Raw genomic sequence first — 15,926 nt, 5'->3', positions numbered from 1 at the left:
GCCCCGGCCGCCATCGCGACCGCCTGGTCTGCCATAAACGGCGTCGATGCTCGACGTCCGTCGCCTGCGCGTCCTCGTCGCCGTCGCCGACCACGGGACGTTCTCGGCGGCGGCCGACGCGCTGCACCTGACCCAGCCGGCGGTGTCGCACCACGTCGCGCGGCTCGAGGCCGAGACGGGGCTGGCGCTCGTGCAGCGCTCGGCCCACGCGCTCTCCTTCACCCCGGCGGGCACGCTGCTGGTCGAGCGCGGCCGCGAGCTGCTGGACCGCATCGCGGCGGTCGACGCCGAGCTGGGCGAGCTGCGGGACCGCGCGGCCGGCGAGGTGCGCCTGGCCGCCTTTCCGACCGCCTTCGCCGACCTGGTGCCGCGGGCCCTGGCGGCCCTGGCCGCCGACCGCCCCGGCGTGCGGGTCGTCGCCCGGCGCACGAGCTCGCGCGCCGCCGGCGAGGCCCTGACCGCGCGCACCGCGGACGTCGCGGTCGCGTTCGGGGACGCCGTCGCGAGCACGCCCGACGTGGCGTGGACGACGCTGCTGGACGACCCGATGCTGGCGATCCTGCCCGCGCGGCATCGGCTGGCCGGCCGCGACGCGATCGCGCTGCGCGAGCTGGCGGACGAGCCGTGGGTCATCGGCACCGCCACGGGTCCCGACGCCTTCATCCGCCGCGCCTGCGTGGCGGCAGGCTTCGAGCCGCGCGCGGTGCGGCGCGAGGACGACCTGCTCGTGATCCAGGGGATCGTCGCGGCGGGCAGCGCCGTGACGCTGCTGCCGACCCTCGGCCTGGCGCACCGGCGGCCCGACGTCGCGGTCGTCCCGCTGCGCGACGGTCCGCGCCGGGCGGTGTCGGCGGGGGTGCGGACCGCCGGGGCCGGCGCGGGGGCGCGGGCGCTGGTCGCGGCGCTCGCGGGCGTCGCGGGCGCGCTGGCCGCCGGCTGACCGCGTCGTGGCCCGTCCGGCGACGGCGGACCGCGATCCGGGGTCGCGGCGGCGCCCCGCCGTTCCGCGCCGCGTGCCCGTCGACCCCTCAGCCCGCCGCGCCGGGGCCCGCGCCCCGGGCGCGCGCGGCCGCGACGAGCCGCCGGGCCGCGGCCGACTCCGGGATGCCGTCCCGCAGCGCCGGGTCGGGCACGGGGTCGCCGTAGGTCGTGTGCGTCGGGATCCAGCCGGCCCACACGTCGAGGGCGCCGTCCGGCCCGTCGGCGTCCTCGGGCCCGTCGGCGGCGACCTTCGCCGACGCCTCGTCGATCGGCATGGCGAGGATGCTCGTGGCCTTCAGCTCCTGGCGCGAGGGGGAGCGCGCCTCGTTCCAGCGGCCCGGCAGCACGGCCTCGGTGAACGCCTCCAGCGCGCGCAGCTTCTCGTCCGGGTCGTCGACCGGCCGCAGCTCGCCCAGCAGCACCGCGCTGCGGTACTGCACGTCGTGCTCGAAGACCGAGCGCGCCAGCACGAGCCCGTCGATGAGCGTGACCGTCAGGCACGCCCGCACGCCCGCGGTGCCCGCGCGCCGCAGCGCCCGGCTGGCCGCCGAGCCGTGCACGAACACCCGGTCGCCGACGCGGGCGTGCAGCGTGGGGATGACGTACGGCTGGTCGTCGATCGCGAAGCCCAGGTGCGCGACGAGCGCCTCGTCGAGGATCGCGTCGATGGTCGAGCGGTCGTAGCGGGCGCGGTCGTGCTGGCGGATCGCCCGGACGCGGGGGCTAGGCGGCGGCGTGGTCTGCGGCATGGCGGGTACGATGCCCGCCCGTGGTCCTGCCGGACAGGGCCACGGGGACCGCCCGTGACAGGACCAGATCCCCTCGTCCGCGAGCTGCTCGTCGCGCTCGACCGCGCGGCCGGCGTGCCGCTGCGCCGGCAGCTCGAGACCCACCTGCGCGCCGGGGTGCGGGACGGCCGCCTGCGGGCGGGCACGCGGCTGCCCTCCTCGCGCGACCTCGCGCGGCAGCTCGGCGTGTCGCGCGGCGTCGTCGTCGACGCGTACGCGGCGCTCGGCGCGCAGGGCTTCCTGGTGCTGCGGCCGCGGGCGGCGCCGGTCGTCGCCGCCGTCGCGCCCGCGGCGCCGGCCGACGAGGACGCGAGCGAGGACGAGGACCGGCCGCCGCGGCACGACTTCACCGCCACCGCCCCGGACGTGGCGCTGTTCGACCGGGCCGCGTGGGCGCGGGCGCTCGCGCGGGTGCTGCGCGAGGCGCCGGACGCGGCGCTCGACTACGGCGACCCGCTCGGCACGCCCGCCGCCCGCGCGGCGCTGGCCGGGCACCTGGGCCGGGTGCGCGGCGTCGTGGCCGACCCGGCCGCCGTGGCGATCGTCCAGGGGTACACGCAGGCGGTGGACGTGGCGTTCCGCGCGCTGGCCGACCGCGGCGCCCGCGTGGTGGCGTTCGAGAGCCCGTCGCACGACGAGCAGTGGCGGGTGGCCCGGCGCGCCGGGCTGCGCCCCGTCACCGTGCCCGTCGACGCCGACGGCCTGCGCGTCGACGCGCTCGCCGCCACGGACGCGGACGCGGTGGTCGTCACGCCGGCGCACCAGTTTCCCACCGGCGTCGTGCTCGCGCCGGAGCGCCGGCGCGCGCTCCTGGCCTGGGCGGCCGAGCGCGGCGCGACGATCGTCGAGGACGACTACGACGCCGAGTTCCGGTACGACCGCGCGCCGGTGGGCACCCTGCAGGGGCTCGATCCCGAGCGGGTGCTCTACGTCGGCACCGCCTCGAAGACGCTGGCCCCGGCGCTGCGGACCGGCTGGGCAGTGGTGCCCGCGACGCTGCGGCCGGCGTTCGCGGCCGGGAAGAACGACGCCGACGGCGGCTCGCCCGCGCTCGAGCAGCTGGCGCTCGCCGAGCTGCTGCGCGGCGGGGCGTACGAGCGCGGCGTCCTGCGGGCGCGCGCCCGCTACCGCGCCCGCCGCGACGCGCTCGTCGCGGCGCTGCGGGCCGAGCTGCCGGCGTGCGGCATCGCGGGCGTGGCGGCGGGCCTGCACCTGGTGCTGCGGCTACCGGCCGGGGCGGACGAGGCGGCCGCCGCGGCAGCGTGCGCGGCGGCGCGGATCCGCGTGCGGCCGCTCGGCGACTGGGCGTTGGACGGCGTCCGCGACCCGGCGCCGGCGCTCGTCCTGGGGTACGGGTGGCTGGCGGAGCCGGCGATCCCGGCGGCGGTGCGCGCACTGGCGGCGGCGCTGGCGACCGTCGCCTGAAGCCTGAGGCCTGAGGCCTGAGGCCTGAGGCCTGAGGCCGGAGGTCACGGGCCGGCCGCGGGGCCGGTGGGCCGGGCGCCTCCGACGGCGGCGGGCGGCGGGAGCGGCCGGGGGACGGGCCGAGCGTCGGCGGACCGGGACGTCCGGCCAGGCCGCCCGGCCGGGGCGCCTGCGACGATGGCCTCTCCGTCACCCGACCCGGAGGACCCTCTCGTGTCCCTGCCCGAGCCCGGCCAGCCCGCCCCCGACTTCACGCTCCCCGACGAGACCGGCACGCCGGTGACGCTGTCCGAGCAGCGCGGGAGCTGGGTCGTCCTCTACTTCTACCCCAAGGCCTCGACGCCGGGCTGCACGACGCAGGCGTGCTCCATCCGTGACAACCGGGCGGAGTACGAGCGGCGCGGCGCCCGCGTCCTGGGCGTCTCGCCCGATCCCGTCGCGAAGGTCGCGAAGTTCGTCGAGAAGGAGGGCCTCGACTTCACGCTCCTCGCCGACGAGGACCACGCCGTGTGCGAGCAGTACGGCACGTGGGTCGAGAAGTCGATGTACGGCAAGAAGTACTGGGGCGCGTCCCGTTCGACGATCATCGTCGACCCGGAGGGCGTGGTCCGCGAGGTCTTCCCGAAGATCTCCCCGAAGGAGCACGACGCGAAGGTCTTCAAGGCGCTCGACGCGCTGCAGGGCGCCGCGGCCTGAGGGCGCGGCCTCCGCAGGCGCGGGGGCAGGGGATGTGCGGCCGGCGAGGCCGACGGCAGGGCGGCCGGACCGTGAGCGAGGCCGGCCGCCGCGCGGAGCCTGAAGGTCCGTGCCGGCCGGACGCCGGCTCGCGCCGTCCTCGGGGGCAGCTGTCGGCTCCGGCCGCGTCCCTCCGTCCCGCACCCGGGCGAGCCGTTCACATCGCGGTGACGGCGGCGGTGGGGGACGGCGGTAGGCTGCCGCGCCCGTGACGCGCCCCTCCGACCCTGCCGCCGCCCCGGCGTCGCCCGCCCCGCCCGCCGGAGGCCTCGTCCGCCGGCTCGGCACGGGCGACGCCGTCGTCATCGGCCTGGGGTCGATGGTCGGCGCGGGCATCTTCTCGGCGCTCGGCCCCGCGGCGCGCGAGGCCGGCTCGGGCCTGCTGGTCGCCTTGGCGCTCGCCGCGTTCGTCGCCTACGCCAACGCGACCTCGACGGCGCAGCTCGCCGCCCGGCACCCGCTGTCGGGCGGCACCTACCTGTACGGCCGCGAGCGACTGGGGCCGTGGTGGGGCTTCGTCGCCGGCTGGGGGTTCGTCGTCGGCAAGCTCGCCAGCTGCGCCGCAATGGCGCTGACGTTCGGCGCGTACGTGGCGCCCGGCGCGATGCGGCCGCTCGCCGTCGGCGCCGTCGTGCTGCTCGTGGCGCTCAACCTGCGGGGCATCGCGCGGACGGCCCAGGTCACGCGGGTCCTCGTCGCGATCGTCCTGGCCGCGCTCGCTGCCGTCCTGGTCGGCACGCTGCTCGGCGGGCGGGTCGACGCCGGGCGGATCGGGCCGGTGCTCGACGGCGGGGCGTACGGGATCCTGCAGGCGGCGGGCCTGCTCTTCTTCGCCTTCGCCGGCTACGCGCGGATCGCGACGCTGGGGGAGGAGGTCCGCGACCCCGCGCGGACGATCCCGCGGGCGATCCCGCTCGCGCTCGGGATCACGGTGGCGCTCTACGCGGCGGTGGCCGTCGCCGCGCTGCTGGCGGTCGGCCCGGACGCCCTGGCCGCGAGCGCCGCGCCGCTCGCCGACACCGTGCGCGCGGGCGACCTGGATGCGCTCGCCCCCGCCGTGCGCGTCGGCGCGGCCGTCGGGTCGCTCGCCGTCCTGCTCTCGCTGATCGCCGGCGTCTCGCGGACGACGCTGGCGATGGCGCGCGAGCGCGACCTCCCCGCACCGCTCGCCGCCGTCGACCCGCGCCACGGCGTCCCGGCCCGCGCCGAACTGGCGGCGGGCGCGATCGTGATCGCCGTCGTGCTGCTCGCCGACGTCCGCGGGGCGATCGCGTTCAGCTCGTTCGGCGTGCTCGTCTACTACGCGGTGGCCAACGCGTCGGCGCTGCGGCTGGCGCCCGACGAGCGCCGCTGGCCGCGGGCGCTCGCCGGGGCGGGGTTGGTCGGGTGCGTCGTGCTCGCCGCGACGCTGCCGGCGGCCGGGGTGGCCGTCGGCGCAGGGGTGCTGCTCGCCGGGGTGGTCGGGCGGTGGGTCGCGCTGCGGGCGGGGGGCGCCTAGGGCGGGGGTCGGCGGGACGACGGCCGGTCGCCGGGACGACGGCCGGTCGCCGGTCGCCGGGGAACGACGCCGGGCGGACGCGGGGCCGTCCCGGGTGAGCCCGGTCGCGCGCGAACCGAGGCGCCTTCCGCTGGTGAGGCGGATCGCTGCTGCTCCTCGACCACGATCCGCCTCGCCAGCGTGGTCCGCCTCACCGCGGCCGGGACCCGCCTCACCGCGGCCGCGATCTGCCTCACCTCGGCCGGGACCCGCCTCACCGTCGCCGCGACCCGCCTCACTTCGCCCGCGACCGCCTCGCCGGAGTCGCGACCCGCCTCGCTTCGGCCGGGACCCGCCTCGCTTCGGCCGGGACCCGCCTCGCTTCGGCCGGGACCCGCCTCGCTTCGGCCGGGACCCGCCTCACCTCGGTCGCGCCCGCCTGACGTCGCCCGCGGCCGGCTCACCGGGGCCGCGACCCGCCTCACCTCGGCCGGGACCCGCCTCACCTGGGCCGGGACCCGCCTCACCTGGGCCCGGGCCCGCCTCACCTGGGCCGCGATCCGCGTCACCTGGGCCGCGATCCGCGTCACCTCGGCCGCGACCTGCGTCACCTCGGTCGCGACCTGCGTCACCCCGGCCGGGCTGGGCCGCGCTCCGGCACGACTTGCCGCACCGGGACGGCCCCGTCGCCTGGGGCCGTCCCCCGCCCTCGGGAACCGGCGCCGCGCGCCGGCCGCCCGCCGATCCCCCTACGCCCGCGGCGCCTCCCGCAGCCGCACCGACAGGCACGTCACGCAGCCCTCGAGCTTCTCGTATTCCGTCACGTCGACCGTCACGACGTCGTAGCCCAGGTCGGCGTACAGCTCGGCCGTCTTCGGCGCCGAGGCGGACAGCAGGACGCGGTTCGGTCCCAGCGTGACGACCTGCGCGCCGAGGAACTCGGGCACCGCACGGAAGCCGGGCCAGAACGCGGCGCTCTCGAGCGCGTCCGGCCAGCCGACGAACGTGCCGTCCGGCAGCGCGGTCACGGCGGACTTCAGGTGCAGCGCGCCGGGGATCGGCACCGCGGTCAGGCGGCGGCCCTCGCCGGCGAGGATCCTGCGCAGCTGGCCGATGCCGGCGGCGTTCGACCGCGTGCTGCGGCCGACGTAGACGCGCTCTCCGAGCTTGAGGACGTCGCCGCCCTCGAGCGTGCCGGGCGCCTCGATGCGGGCGATCCGGTAGCCGAGCCGCTGCAGCGTCTCGGCGGTCGCCTCCTCCTCGCCGCGCCGCGCGTCCGTCGCCGGGCGGGTGATCACCGCCAGGTCGCCGAACACCGCGACGGTGTCCTCGATGAAGTGCGAGTCGGGGTGCTCGGGCGCGGCCTGCACCTCGACGATCTCCCAGCCGGCGTCCGCGATCGCCGCGACGTAGCCGTCCCACTGGCGCAGCGCCAGGTCGACGTCGACCGGCTGCCGGTCCAGGTGCGTCAGCAGGCCCTCGGCCAGCCGGGGGGAGGGACGACGGACGAGGGCGCGCGGAGCCGTGGGCATGCGCTCCATGGTGCCCGGCCGGCCCGACGGGCAACCCCGACGCTCCGTCGCGACCTGCGCGCGCCGTCCCGGCGGTCCGTCCGACGGCGTCCACGGCGCGCGGCACCCGACGCCGGCCGGCGTCCGCCCGCCCGCTCCCCGGAACGGAGCGACGAGGCCGCACCAGCAGGGCGAGGCGGACGGGAACGCGCGCCGCCCGCGGGCCGCACCGCGGCCCGTGGTCGCCCCTACGCCGTCAGGACGATCGGCGCGCCGTCCTGCACGACGATCGTGTGCTCGAAGTGCGCCGAGAGCGAGCCGTCGACGGTGGAGATCGTCCAGCCGTCCTCCTGCTCCTCCAGCTCGGCCGCGCCCAGGGTCAGCATCGGCTCGACGGCGATGACCAGGCCCTCGGGCAGCTTCTGCTTCAGGCTCGGCACGTCGAGGTTGGGGATCGTCGGCTCCTCGTGCAGCTTGCGGCCGATCCCGTGCCCGCACAGCTCCTCGAACGGCGACGCGCCGTGCCCCCGGGCGGTGCGCTCGACGGTCTGCCCGATCGTGCGCAGCGGCACGCCGGTGCGGATCGCGTTCAGGGCGTCCTTCAGGCACCGCTCCGTGACGTCGAGCAGGCGCTGCGCCTCGGGCGAGACCTGCCCGACCGGGACCGTGACGGCGGCGTCGGCCAGGAACCCGTCGCACTCGGGCGTGACGTCGAGCGTCACCAGGTCGCCCTCGCGCAGCTTGCGCCCGCCCGGGATGCCGTGGACGATCTCGTCGTTGACCGAGATGCAGGTCGAGCCGGGGAAGCCGTACGTCTCCATCGGCCCCGACACCGCGCCCAGCTCGTGGAACGTCCGCGCGGCGACCAGGTCGAGCTCGCCCGTCGTCACGCCGGGGGCCACGGCGGCCCGCATGCGGCGGATCGTCTCCGCCACCACGCCGCCGACGCGGCGCAGGCCCTCGAGCTCCTCCTGGGTGCGGACGATCATGGATCCAGCGTAGAGCGGCGCGGGGCCGGGGGCTCAGTCGCCCTCGTACGGGATCCGGTCGATCCGGCGGATCTCGCCCGCGGTGCCCCACTCGTTGCGGCCCAGGCGCGAGACGGGGGCCAGCCGTGCGATGTCGGGCAGGCCGTCGTCGGCCAGCACCTCGTCGGCGACGGCGGCGTGGACGACACGGCCCAGCACGATCGTCGAGTCGCCGAGCGAGAGCGTGCCGTGCAGGACGCACTCGAGCGCGACGGGCGACGCCGCCACCCGCGGCGGCCGCACCCGCAGGCTCGGCTCGCGCTCCAGCCCCGCGGCGTCGAACTCGGAGTGGTGCGCCGGGTAGTTCGTCCCCGTCGCGTTGACCTGCTCGAACAGGTCCTCCGGGGTCAGGTGGACGACGAACTCGCGCGTCGCCTCGACGTTGCGCAGCGTGTCCTTGCGCCCGACGGACGTGAACTGGACGACGGGCGGGTCGACGCACGCGACGGTGAAGAACGAGTGCGGCGCCAGGTTGTCCACGCCGTCCGCCGACGTGGACGAGACCCACGCGATCGGCCGCGGCACGATCGACGCGGTCAGCAGGCGGTAGAAGCGGCGGGCTCCCAGCTCGGCGGGATCGAAGTCGGTGCGCACCCGGCCGATCATGCCCCATGCGTCCGCGCGTCCCGGCCCCACGGGGCGAGCGCTCCCGTCCGGCGCGCCGTCCGCCGTCCGGCGCCCGCGCCCCCGGGGCGACGGGCCGAGCGGGGCCGCCTCGGCGCGGCCCGCCGCCATCGCGGCGACGGACCGGGCGAGGCGCCGCCTCCGCCCTCAGTCCGCCGGTGCCGGTGCCGGCCGGTGCACCCGCGCCATCGTCGACGCGGCGTCGGCGTCCTTGATCCGCAGCGCCAGGACGGCCGCCACCAGCAGCAGCCCGGCCGCCACGACGAACGCCGCGTGGTAGGCGCCCAGGTTCGGCGCCGGGCCGGCCGCCGTGGCCTCGACGGGCCCGACGACCGAGATCACCGTCGCCAGCGTCGCGACGCCGACCGCCGCGGACGTCTGCCGCAGCGCGTTGAACAGCCCGGACGCCTGCCCCGTCTCGCGGCCGCTGATGTTCGCGAACGCCGCGGACTGCTGCGGGATGAAGACGGACGACATCGCCAGGCCCAGGAAGAACATCGCCACGACCACGAACGCGTCCGGGGTGCCGCCGTCGATCCGGCTGAGCACGCCCGCGAGCACCGCGACGACCGCCGCCCCCGCCGCCATGAGCCGCCGCGGCCCGACCACGGGGTACAGCCGAGAGACCACCTGCGACCCGGCCATCACGCCGATGGCCTCGGGGAACGTCAGCAGGCCGCTCTCCATCGCCGTGCGCCCCAGGCCCTCCTGCTGCAGCAGCGGGAAGGCGTAGAGGAAGCCGAGGAACCCCGCCGTCGCCGGCAGCATCACCAGGGTCGCGCGGGTGAAGATGCGGTCGCGCAGCAGCCGCAGGTGCAGCAGCGGCGCGTCGGTCCGCAGCTCGTGCGCGACGAGCAGGACGAGCAGCACGATCCCCAGCACGCCGGGGACGACGATCTCGGGCGAGCCCCAGCCGCGGGCGGGCCCCTCGGAGACGCCGAACATCAGCGCGCCCAGGCCGACGCCCGCGAGCACGAAGCCCAGGGCGTCGAAGCGTCCGCGCTCGCCCGGCTCGGCCGGCGGCAGGAACGCCGCCCCGAAGGCGATGGCCGCCACGCCGACCGGCACGTTGACGAAGAACGCCCAGTGCCAGGAGAGGTGGTCGACGAAGACGCCGCCGAGCACCGGCCCGAGGGCAGGGGCGAGCGCCGTCGGCACCACGAGGACGCGCGAGGCCCGCACGCGCTCCTCCTGCGGGAAGACGCGGAAGAGCATCGCCATGCCGACGGGGGTCATCATCCCGCCGCCGACGCCCTGCAGCACGCGGAACGCGACGAGCTGCCCGAGCGAGCCCGCGAGGCCGCAGAGCGCCGACGCCGCGGTGAACAGCCCGAGGGCGATGAGGAAGACGCGCCGGGTGCCGAAGCGGTCCCCGAGCCAGCCCGACGCCGGGATGACCACGGCGAGCGACACGAGGTAGGCGGACGCGACGGCGCCGGTGCTCGAGATCGACGCGTCGAACTGCCGGCCGATCGTCGGGATCGCCGTGTTGACGATCGTCGTGTCCAGGATGTTCATGAACATCGCGGCGACGAAGACCGCCGCGACGGTCACCTTGGGGTTGCGCAGGGCGGAGGCCACCCCACGAGTCTGCCCGACGGGCGCCCGCGGCGAACGCCCGTAGCCCGCGGAGCGCGGCGGCGCCACGTCGCGTCGCGCCGCGCGCGGCCTCAGACTCCGTCGGCGATGGTGCTCGCGACGACCGACCTGGCGCAGGCGTGGGACCGCGCCTGGCCGGCGTTCGCGCTCGTCGCCGGGCTGCTGCTCCTGGGGCTCGTCGCCGAGCGCGGCGGGCTCTTCGCGTGGACCGGGGACCGCCTGGGCCGCGTGCCCGGCCCGCCCGTCGCGCTGGCGGTCGCGGTGTTCGCCGTGCTCGCCGCCGTCACCGCGGTCCTCAACCTGGACACCGCCGTCGTCTTCGTCACCCCGATCGCGATCCGGGCCGTGCGCCGCCGCGGCCTCGACCCGCGGCCGGTCGCCTACGCGGCGCTCGTGATGGTGAACGCCTCGTCCCTGCTCCTGCCGGGCGCGAACCTGACGAACCTCATCGTGCAGGGCGCCGACCCGATCGGCGGGGCGCGCTGGCTCGTCGAGGTCGCGCCGGCGGGCCTGGCGGCGGCGGTCGTCTCGGGCGCGGTCCTGCTGGCGATGGACCGCGGCGCGTGGCGGGCGGACGGCGGTGCGGTCGCGGGGGAGGACGAGGCGCACGCCGGGCGGCCCGACGCGCTGGCCGTCGCGGCCACCCTGCTCGCCTGCGGCCTGATCCTGGCGCTCACCGAGCCGGCGCTGCCCGTCCTGGCGCTCGGCGTCGTCACCGCCGGGCTGTGGGTGGCGCGCGGCCGCCTGCGGGCGGGCGACGCGGTGCGGGCCGTCGGCCCCGCCGTCCTGCTGGCGCTGCTGGCCCTCGTCGTCGCGCTCGGGTGGCTCGCGCGCCGCTGGTCCGCGCCCGGCGACCTCGTCGCCGACGCCGGCCCGCTCGCGACGGCGGCGATCGCCGCCGCCACCTCGGTCGTGGTCAACAACCTGCCCGCCTCCGCGCTGCTCACGGCCGGGGCTCCCGCGCACCCGGAGGCGCTGCTCGTCGGGCTCAACCTGGGCCCGAACCTCTTCGTCACCGGGTCGCTCGCCGCGTGGCTGTGGTGGCGCACGTGCGCGGCGGCGGGGGTCGACGTGACGCTGCGCGGGGTCGTGGCGCGCGGCGCCCCGGCGGCGCTGCTCGCGCTGCCCGCGGCCGTCCTGCTCCTGCCGTCCTGAGGCGCCGGGCGCCCCGCCGCGGCGGCGGACCGTGCACGCGAGGATGCGCGCGAGCGCGCGGCACGGCAGAATGCCGACGTGATGCGTACGACCCGCCTTCTCCCATTCGCCATGGCGTCGGCACTGGCGCTGGCCGCCACGGGCTGCGGCGGCACGACGTTCAAGAAGGACGAGCCGCAGACCGCGGTCCGCGACTTCCTGTCCGAGGCCCTCGTGACGGAGAACGGGCAGCGCGCCTGCGACTACATGACGCAGGAGGCGCAGAACGCCCTCGCCGAGCGCGGCACCCCGGGCGAGAAGTGCCGCGAGGCGATGGAGAAGGCCCAGCTCGTCACCGACGGCGAGGCCATCGGCGAGACCGGCGAGGTCAAGGACCTGGACTACAGCGTCCAGAAGGACGGGGACAAGGACGCCACCGTCACCGTGAAGACGAAGGGCGGACCGCAGCTCAACCTGACCCTGCGTCAGGACGAGGGCCTCGGCAACCTCTACCACCCGATCAACCCCTGGCGGATCACCGGCGGCGCCGAGCCGCTGGTCCAGGGGCGCTGAGCGGCGTGGGCGCTCCCTCCCCGACGGGGGAGGGCGCGCGGCGCCCGGCCGCCGTCGTCTTCGACAACGACGGCACGTTCCTCGAGACCGAGGCCGCGTGGTCCCGGGCCGAGGCGGAGCTGTTCCGGCGCCGCGGCGTCCCCTTCCTGCCCGAGCACAAGCGCCGCCTGCTCGGCACGAGCTTCGCGGCGGCCGCCCGCACGCTGGAGGAGGTCCTCGGCGAGCCCGGCGGCGGCCCCGCGATCATGCGCGAGCTGACCGGCCTGGTGCACGACGAGCTCGACGGTCCCGTGCCGCCCATGCCGGGCGCGGAGGACCTGGTCGCCGCCCTGCGCGCCGCCGACGTGCGCGTGGCGATGGCGACGAACGCGGCCCGCTCGTTCGCCGAGAAGGCGCTGCGCCGCGCCGGCCACACGGAGACGTTCTCCGTGCTCCTGACCGCGGACGACGTCGCCGCGCCGAAGCCGGCGCCCGACATCTACGTCGCGGCTGCCGAGGCGCTGGGACTGGACCCCGCGGACTGCGTGGCGGTCGAGGACAGCCCCACCGGCGTGCGCGCCGCCCGGGCCGCCGGCATGACCGTGCTCGGCGTGTCGAGCTTCCCCGGGGTCGACCTGTCCGAGGCGCACCACCGGCACCCGTCGCTCGAGGATCCCGCCCTGTGGGCGCTCCTCGGGCTCGCCCGCTGAGCCGGCGCGGTCGGCCCCGACGGGGCTAGGCGCGGGGCGGTCCCTCGCGGTCCCCGCCCGCGGCGGGGCCCCGGCCCGCCTGGCGCAGGGCGGTGTCGCGCAGCGCCCGGGCCGAGGCGCTCAGCGGCCGGTCTGCGGGCGCCACGATCGACGTGACGAACTGGAGGCTCGGCCCGCGCAGCGGCACGAGCGCCACGCCGCCCGTGGCGGGCGCGGCGCCCCCGAACGACCGCGGCACGAGCGCGACGGCGAGCCCGTGGCGGACGACGTCGATGATCGTCCCGATGTCGCCCAGCTCGTACTCGACGCGCCGCTGGACCCCGGCGGCGGCGAACGCGCGGTCCATCACCACGCGCGCCCAGCCGGGAGGCACGTCGGCGAACGGCTCGTCCGCCAGCTCGGCGAGCGCCACCGACGAGCGCGCCGCCAGCGGGTGATCCGCGGGCAGGGCGACGACCAGGTCCTCGCGCATCAGGGGGACGGCCGTCAGGCCGGCGAGCTGCTCCTCGGGCAGACCGACGATCGCCAGATCGAGCCGGCCGTCGCGGACGTCGGCGGCCGCCGACGCGCTGCCGCGCTGCCGCGGCAGGACACGCACGTCCGGGTGCTCGCCGCGGAACGCCGTGAGCAGGCGCGCCAGGCGGAACCCCGCCCCCTGCTGCACCTGCATGATCCCCAGGCGGACGGTGCCGCGCAGGCCGCCGCGCAGCTCGTCGGCCGCGTCCCGCAGTCCCTGGGCGGCGGCGAGCGTGGCGAGCGCCCGGGGCAGCATCTCCGCGCCCGCGTCGGTCAGCCCGACCGGTCGCGACGCCCGCCGCACCAGCTCGACGCCGAGGTCCGCCTCGAGGGCCCGCACGGTCGCCGAGACGGCGGACTGCGCCAGGTGCAGCCGGTCGGCCGCCCGGGAGAAGCTGCGCTCCTGGGCGACCGCGACGAAGACCTCGAGGTGACGCAGCTCCATGCCCCTTTATCGCACGGACAGATGATCGTCAGCGGCGATCAGCGTTGCCGACGATGAGGCGCCGCCGCACGATGGGCCCCGTACCCCGACCGACCGAGGACCGCCCATGGCCGCTGCTGCTCGACCTCTCCCGCCGACCACCGTCACGCCGCACGGCGGCCGCGACGCCGCGCCGACCGCGGCGCCCCGCTGCCCCGACGTCGACCCGGCCGACCACGCCCACCGCCGCCGGCACGGCCGCGGGTTCTGGGCGGTCGCGTTCGCGTTCGCCGCGATCATGGCCCTGTCGACCGTCCCCAGCCCGCTCTACCCGCTGTACGTCGCGCGCGACGGGCTCTCGCCCCTCACGATCACCCTCGTCTACGCCGCGTACGCGATCGGGGTGGTGGGCAGCCTGTTCCTGGCCGGCCACGTGTCGGACTGGCACGGCCGCCGGCGGGTGCTGCTGCCCGCGCTCGCGACCGCCGCGCTGAGCGCGGGCGTCTTCCTGGCCTGGACGGACCTGTGGGCGCTGTTCCTGGGTCGGGTCCTGAACGGCATCGCCATCGGCGCCGTGACGGCCACGGCGACGGCGTACCTGGCCGAGCTCCACGCCCGGCACCGCCCGGACGCGTCGGCCGCCCGCGCGCAGCTCGTGGCGACGGCCGCCAACCTGGGCGGGATCGGCCTGGGGCCGCTCGTGTCGGGCGCCCTGGCGCAGGGGGTCGGCGCGCCGCTCGACGTGCCCTACGCGGTGGCCCTCGCCGCCCTGCTGCTGGGGGCCGTGGCGGTCGCCGTCAGCCCCGAGACGCGCGAGCGGCCGGTGCCGCGTCCGCGCTACCGGGCCCAGCGCGTCGCGGTGCCGCGCGCCGCCCGCGGTCGCTTCTTCGCGGCGGCCCTCGGCGCCCTGCTGGCGTTCGCGACGCTGGGGCTCTTCACCGGCCTGGCGAGCACGATCCTGACCGGCACAATGCACCGGACCTCGCCCCTGCTGGCGGGCGCCTCGATCTTCGTCGCCTTCGCGGCGGGCGTCGCGGCCCAGCTCGGCACGGGCCGCTGGGGCCTGCGCCGGACGCTCGGCGTGGGGATGGCCCTGATCGCGATCGGCCTGGCGGTCCTCGTGCTCGCCGTGTGGCTGCCGACCCCCAGCCTGACCCTCTTCCTGCTGGGCGGCGCGGTCGCCGGCGCGGGCTCCGGCGCGCTCTTCAAGGGCACGCTGGGGACGGTCGTCGGGCTCGCGACCGACGACGGGCGGGCGGAGGCGCTGGCGGGCCTGTTCCTGGCCGGGTACGTCGGGCTCTCGGTCCCCGTCGTCGGCGTCGGGCTGGCGCTCCAGGGCACGAGCACCCGGGTGGCGCTGCTGGGCTTCGCGGTGCTCGTCGTCGGCGCGGTGCTGGCCGCGGCCCCGACGTTGCTCGGTCGGCCGGGCCGGCCGGCGTCGGCGGCGCCGCCCGAGGCCGTCTGAGCGGCCTGCGGGCGGCGCCCCGCCCGCAGGCGCTGCCCGCCGCGTGTTCTCTTGCGCCGGGCCGGCGTGCGCCGGGGCGGGAGCACCGGTCCCGGAACGGCGACGGGGCGGCCCAGGCCGCCCCGTCGGGGTGCGCGACCCCGCGGGGCCGCCGGGTGACGCCGGGGCGTCAGTCGTTCGTGAAGAGGTTCAGCAGCGTGAGGAAGATGTTCACGATGGCGACGAAGATGCCCGTCGCGAGCCAGATGACGTCGTCCTCCGTGGCCTGCAGGCGCAGGACGTTGAAGTAGACGACGATCGCCACGGCCGAGAAGGCGCCGATCGCCAGGCTGACGGCGTCGCCGGCGACGCCGCCGCCCCCGCCGAAGACGAGCATGACCCACGAGACGGCGACGGCGCCGAGCAGCAGGAACGACAGGGGCCGCATCCAGCCGGACAGGTCCTTGGCCGTCAGCGCGCCGACGGCGCCGGCGGCGGCGACGACCAGGCCGGTGGTGATCGCGGCGTTCGTCACCGCGTCGGGCTGGGCGACGCTGTAGGCCTGCAGCACGGGGCCGAGGCCGAGGCCCATCAGGAGGGCCACGATGAACAGGACGCCCATCCCGGCGGCGCCGGTGCGCAGCGCGCCGACGAAGTTCTGGGCGAGGAGCAGCACGATCGCGCCGATCGTGCAGCCCATGGCGGCGCCGCGGGTCAGGTCCTGCCCGACCTGGGAGCCGACGACGAGGAACGCGATCGCGATCGCGACCAGGAACATCGTTTGGCTGAGCAGCGCGCCGAACGAGGCGCGCCGCGCGGTGGAGTACGGGAGGGAGTACGTGGTCTCCGGCATTCGGGATCTCGCTGTGGGTCCGGGGAAACTCGGAGGACGATCATCGCGCCCGCCGCTGAGGCGAGGGTAAAGCACCGTCCGCCATTCGTGGCGGCGCCCGCCAGACGAGTGGCTGCACGCCACCT

The 15,926-nt window shown here is 77.5% G+C and carries 15 protein-coding genes; 8 read left to right on the top strand and 7 right to left on the bottom strand.

Features of this window, described 5'->3' with window-relative positions; all coding sequences use genetic code 11:
• Positions 1-46 precede the first annotated feature (46 nt).
• Entirely contained in the window at positions 47-940 is an 894-nt protein-coding gene (locus J3P29_RS18850; protein WP_210495902.1) for a LysR family transcriptional regulator, read from the top strand.
• Positions 941-1,028: 88 nt separating this feature from the next.
• Here J3P29_RS18850 and J3P29_RS18845 read toward each other — a convergent pair whose 3' ends face one another.
• Entirely contained in the window at positions 1,029-1,730 is a 702-nt protein-coding gene (locus J3P29_RS18845) for a pyridoxamine 5'-phosphate oxidase family protein (RefSeq protein WP_210495901.1), read from the bottom strand.
• 54 nt (positions 1,731-1,784) lie between these two features.
• Here J3P29_RS18845 and J3P29_RS18840 point away from each other — a divergent pair, with 54 nt between their 5' ends.
• From J3P29_RS18840 to J3P29_RS18830, 3 genes are all read left to right on the top strand, one after another.
• Complete coding sequence (locus J3P29_RS18840; protein ID WP_210495900.1) at positions 1,785-3,194, top strand: PLP-dependent aminotransferase family protein; 1,410 nt, start codon at positions 1,785-1,787, stop codon at positions 3,192-3,194.
• Between the two features lie 213 nt (positions 3,195-3,407).
• Complete coding sequence (gene bcp, locus J3P29_RS18835) at positions 3,408-3,890, top strand: thioredoxin-dependent thiol peroxidase (RefSeq protein ID WP_210495899.1); 483 nt, start codon at positions 3,408-3,410, stop codon at positions 3,888-3,890.
• Between the two features lie 247 nt (positions 3,891-4,137).
• Positions 4,138-5,427 (top strand): APC family permease, encoded by a 1,290-nt coding sequence (locus tag J3P29_RS18830; RefSeq protein ID WP_210495897.1) that lies wholly within the window; start codon positions 4,138-4,140, stop codon positions 5,425-5,427.
• Between the two features lie 728 nt (positions 5,428-6,155).
• On the opposite strand, the gene ddaH is transcribed toward J3P29_RS18830, so the two are convergent.
• The 4 genes from ddaH to J3P29_RS18810 all read right to left on the bottom strand — a co-directional run bounded on the left by ddaH (position 6,156) and on the right by J3P29_RS18810 (position 10,150).
• On the bottom strand, positions 6,156-6,938 hold the full coding sequence (gene ddaH / locus J3P29_RS18825; protein ID WP_210495896.1) for a dimethylargininase: 783 nt from the start codon (positions 6,936-6,938) through the stop codon (positions 6,156-6,158).
• A 227-nt stretch (positions 6,939-7,165) separates the two neighbouring features.
• Positions 7,166-7,906 (bottom strand): type I methionyl aminopeptidase, encoded by a 741-nt coding sequence (gene map, locus J3P29_RS18820; RefSeq protein WP_210495894.1) that lies wholly within the window; start codon positions 7,904-7,906, stop codon positions 7,166-7,168.
• Between the two features lie 33 nt (positions 7,907-7,939).
• Positions 7,940-8,539, bottom strand: coding sequence for a flavin reductase family protein (locus J3P29_RS18815; protein WP_210495893.1), 600 nt, complete (start codon positions 8,537-8,539; stop codon positions 7,940-7,942).
• Positions 8,540-8,716: 177 nt separating this feature from the next.
• Entirely contained in the window at positions 8,717-10,150 is a 1,434-nt protein-coding gene (locus J3P29_RS18810; RefSeq protein WP_210495891.1) for a DHA2 family efflux MFS transporter permease subunit, read from the bottom strand.
• 105 nt (positions 10,151-10,255) lie between these two features.
• Here J3P29_RS18810 and J3P29_RS18805 point away from each other — a divergent pair, with 105 nt between their 5' ends.
• From J3P29_RS18805 to J3P29_RS18795, 3 genes are all read left to right on the top strand, one after another.
• Positions 10,256-11,323, top strand: a complete 1,068-nt coding sequence (locus tag J3P29_RS18805) for an SLC13 family permease (RefSeq protein WP_210495890.1) — start codon at positions 10,256-10,258, stop codon at positions 11,321-11,323.
• Positions 11,324-11,434: 111 nt separating this feature from the next.
• Positions 11,435-11,875 carry a hypothetical protein gene (locus tag J3P29_RS18800; RefSeq protein ID WP_210495888.1) on the top strand — a complete coding sequence of 147 codons (441 nt, stop codon included), beginning with the start codon at positions 11,435-11,437 and terminating at the stop codon, positions 11,873-11,875.
• Positions 11,876-11,880: 5 nt separating this feature from the next.
• Positions 11,881-12,564: an HAD family phosphatase gene (locus J3P29_RS18795; RefSeq protein ID WP_210495887.1), complete on the top strand. Its 684-nt coding sequence runs from the start codon at positions 11,881-11,883 to the stop codon at positions 12,562-12,564.
• A gap of 25 nt (positions 12,565-12,589) precedes the next feature.
• On the opposite strand, the gene J3P29_RS18790 is transcribed toward J3P29_RS18795, so the two are convergent.
• Positions 12,590-13,525 carry a LysR family transcriptional regulator gene (locus J3P29_RS18790; protein WP_210495885.1) on the bottom strand — a complete coding sequence of 312 codons (936 nt, stop codon included), beginning with the start codon at positions 13,523-13,525 and terminating at the stop codon, positions 12,590-12,592.
• A gap of 106 nt (positions 13,526-13,631) precedes the next feature.
• Here J3P29_RS18790 and J3P29_RS18785 point away from each other — a divergent pair, with 106 nt between their 5' ends.
• Positions 13,632-14,969: an MFS transporter gene (locus tag J3P29_RS18785; protein WP_210495884.1), complete on the top strand. Its 1,338-nt coding sequence runs from the start codon at positions 13,632-13,634 to the stop codon at positions 14,967-14,969.
• Positions 14,970-15,138: 169 nt separating this feature from the next.
• On the opposite strand, the gene J3P29_RS18780 is transcribed toward J3P29_RS18785, so the two are convergent.
• The gene (locus J3P29_RS18780; protein ID WP_210495882.1) at positions 15,139-15,801 is read right to left on the bottom strand and encodes a Bax inhibitor-1 family protein; all 663 of its coding nucleotides are present in this window, start codon (positions 15,799-15,801) and stop codon (positions 15,139-15,141) included.
• Between the last annotated feature and the right edge of the window lie 125 nt (positions 15,802-15,926).

The organism is Patulibacter sp. SYSU D01012 (assembly GCF_017916475.1).
GTDB lineage: Bacteria > Actinomycetota > Thermoleophilia > Solirubrobacterales > Solirubrobacteraceae > Patulibacter.
This window is presented reverse-complemented; position numbering and strand designations above follow the sequence as displayed.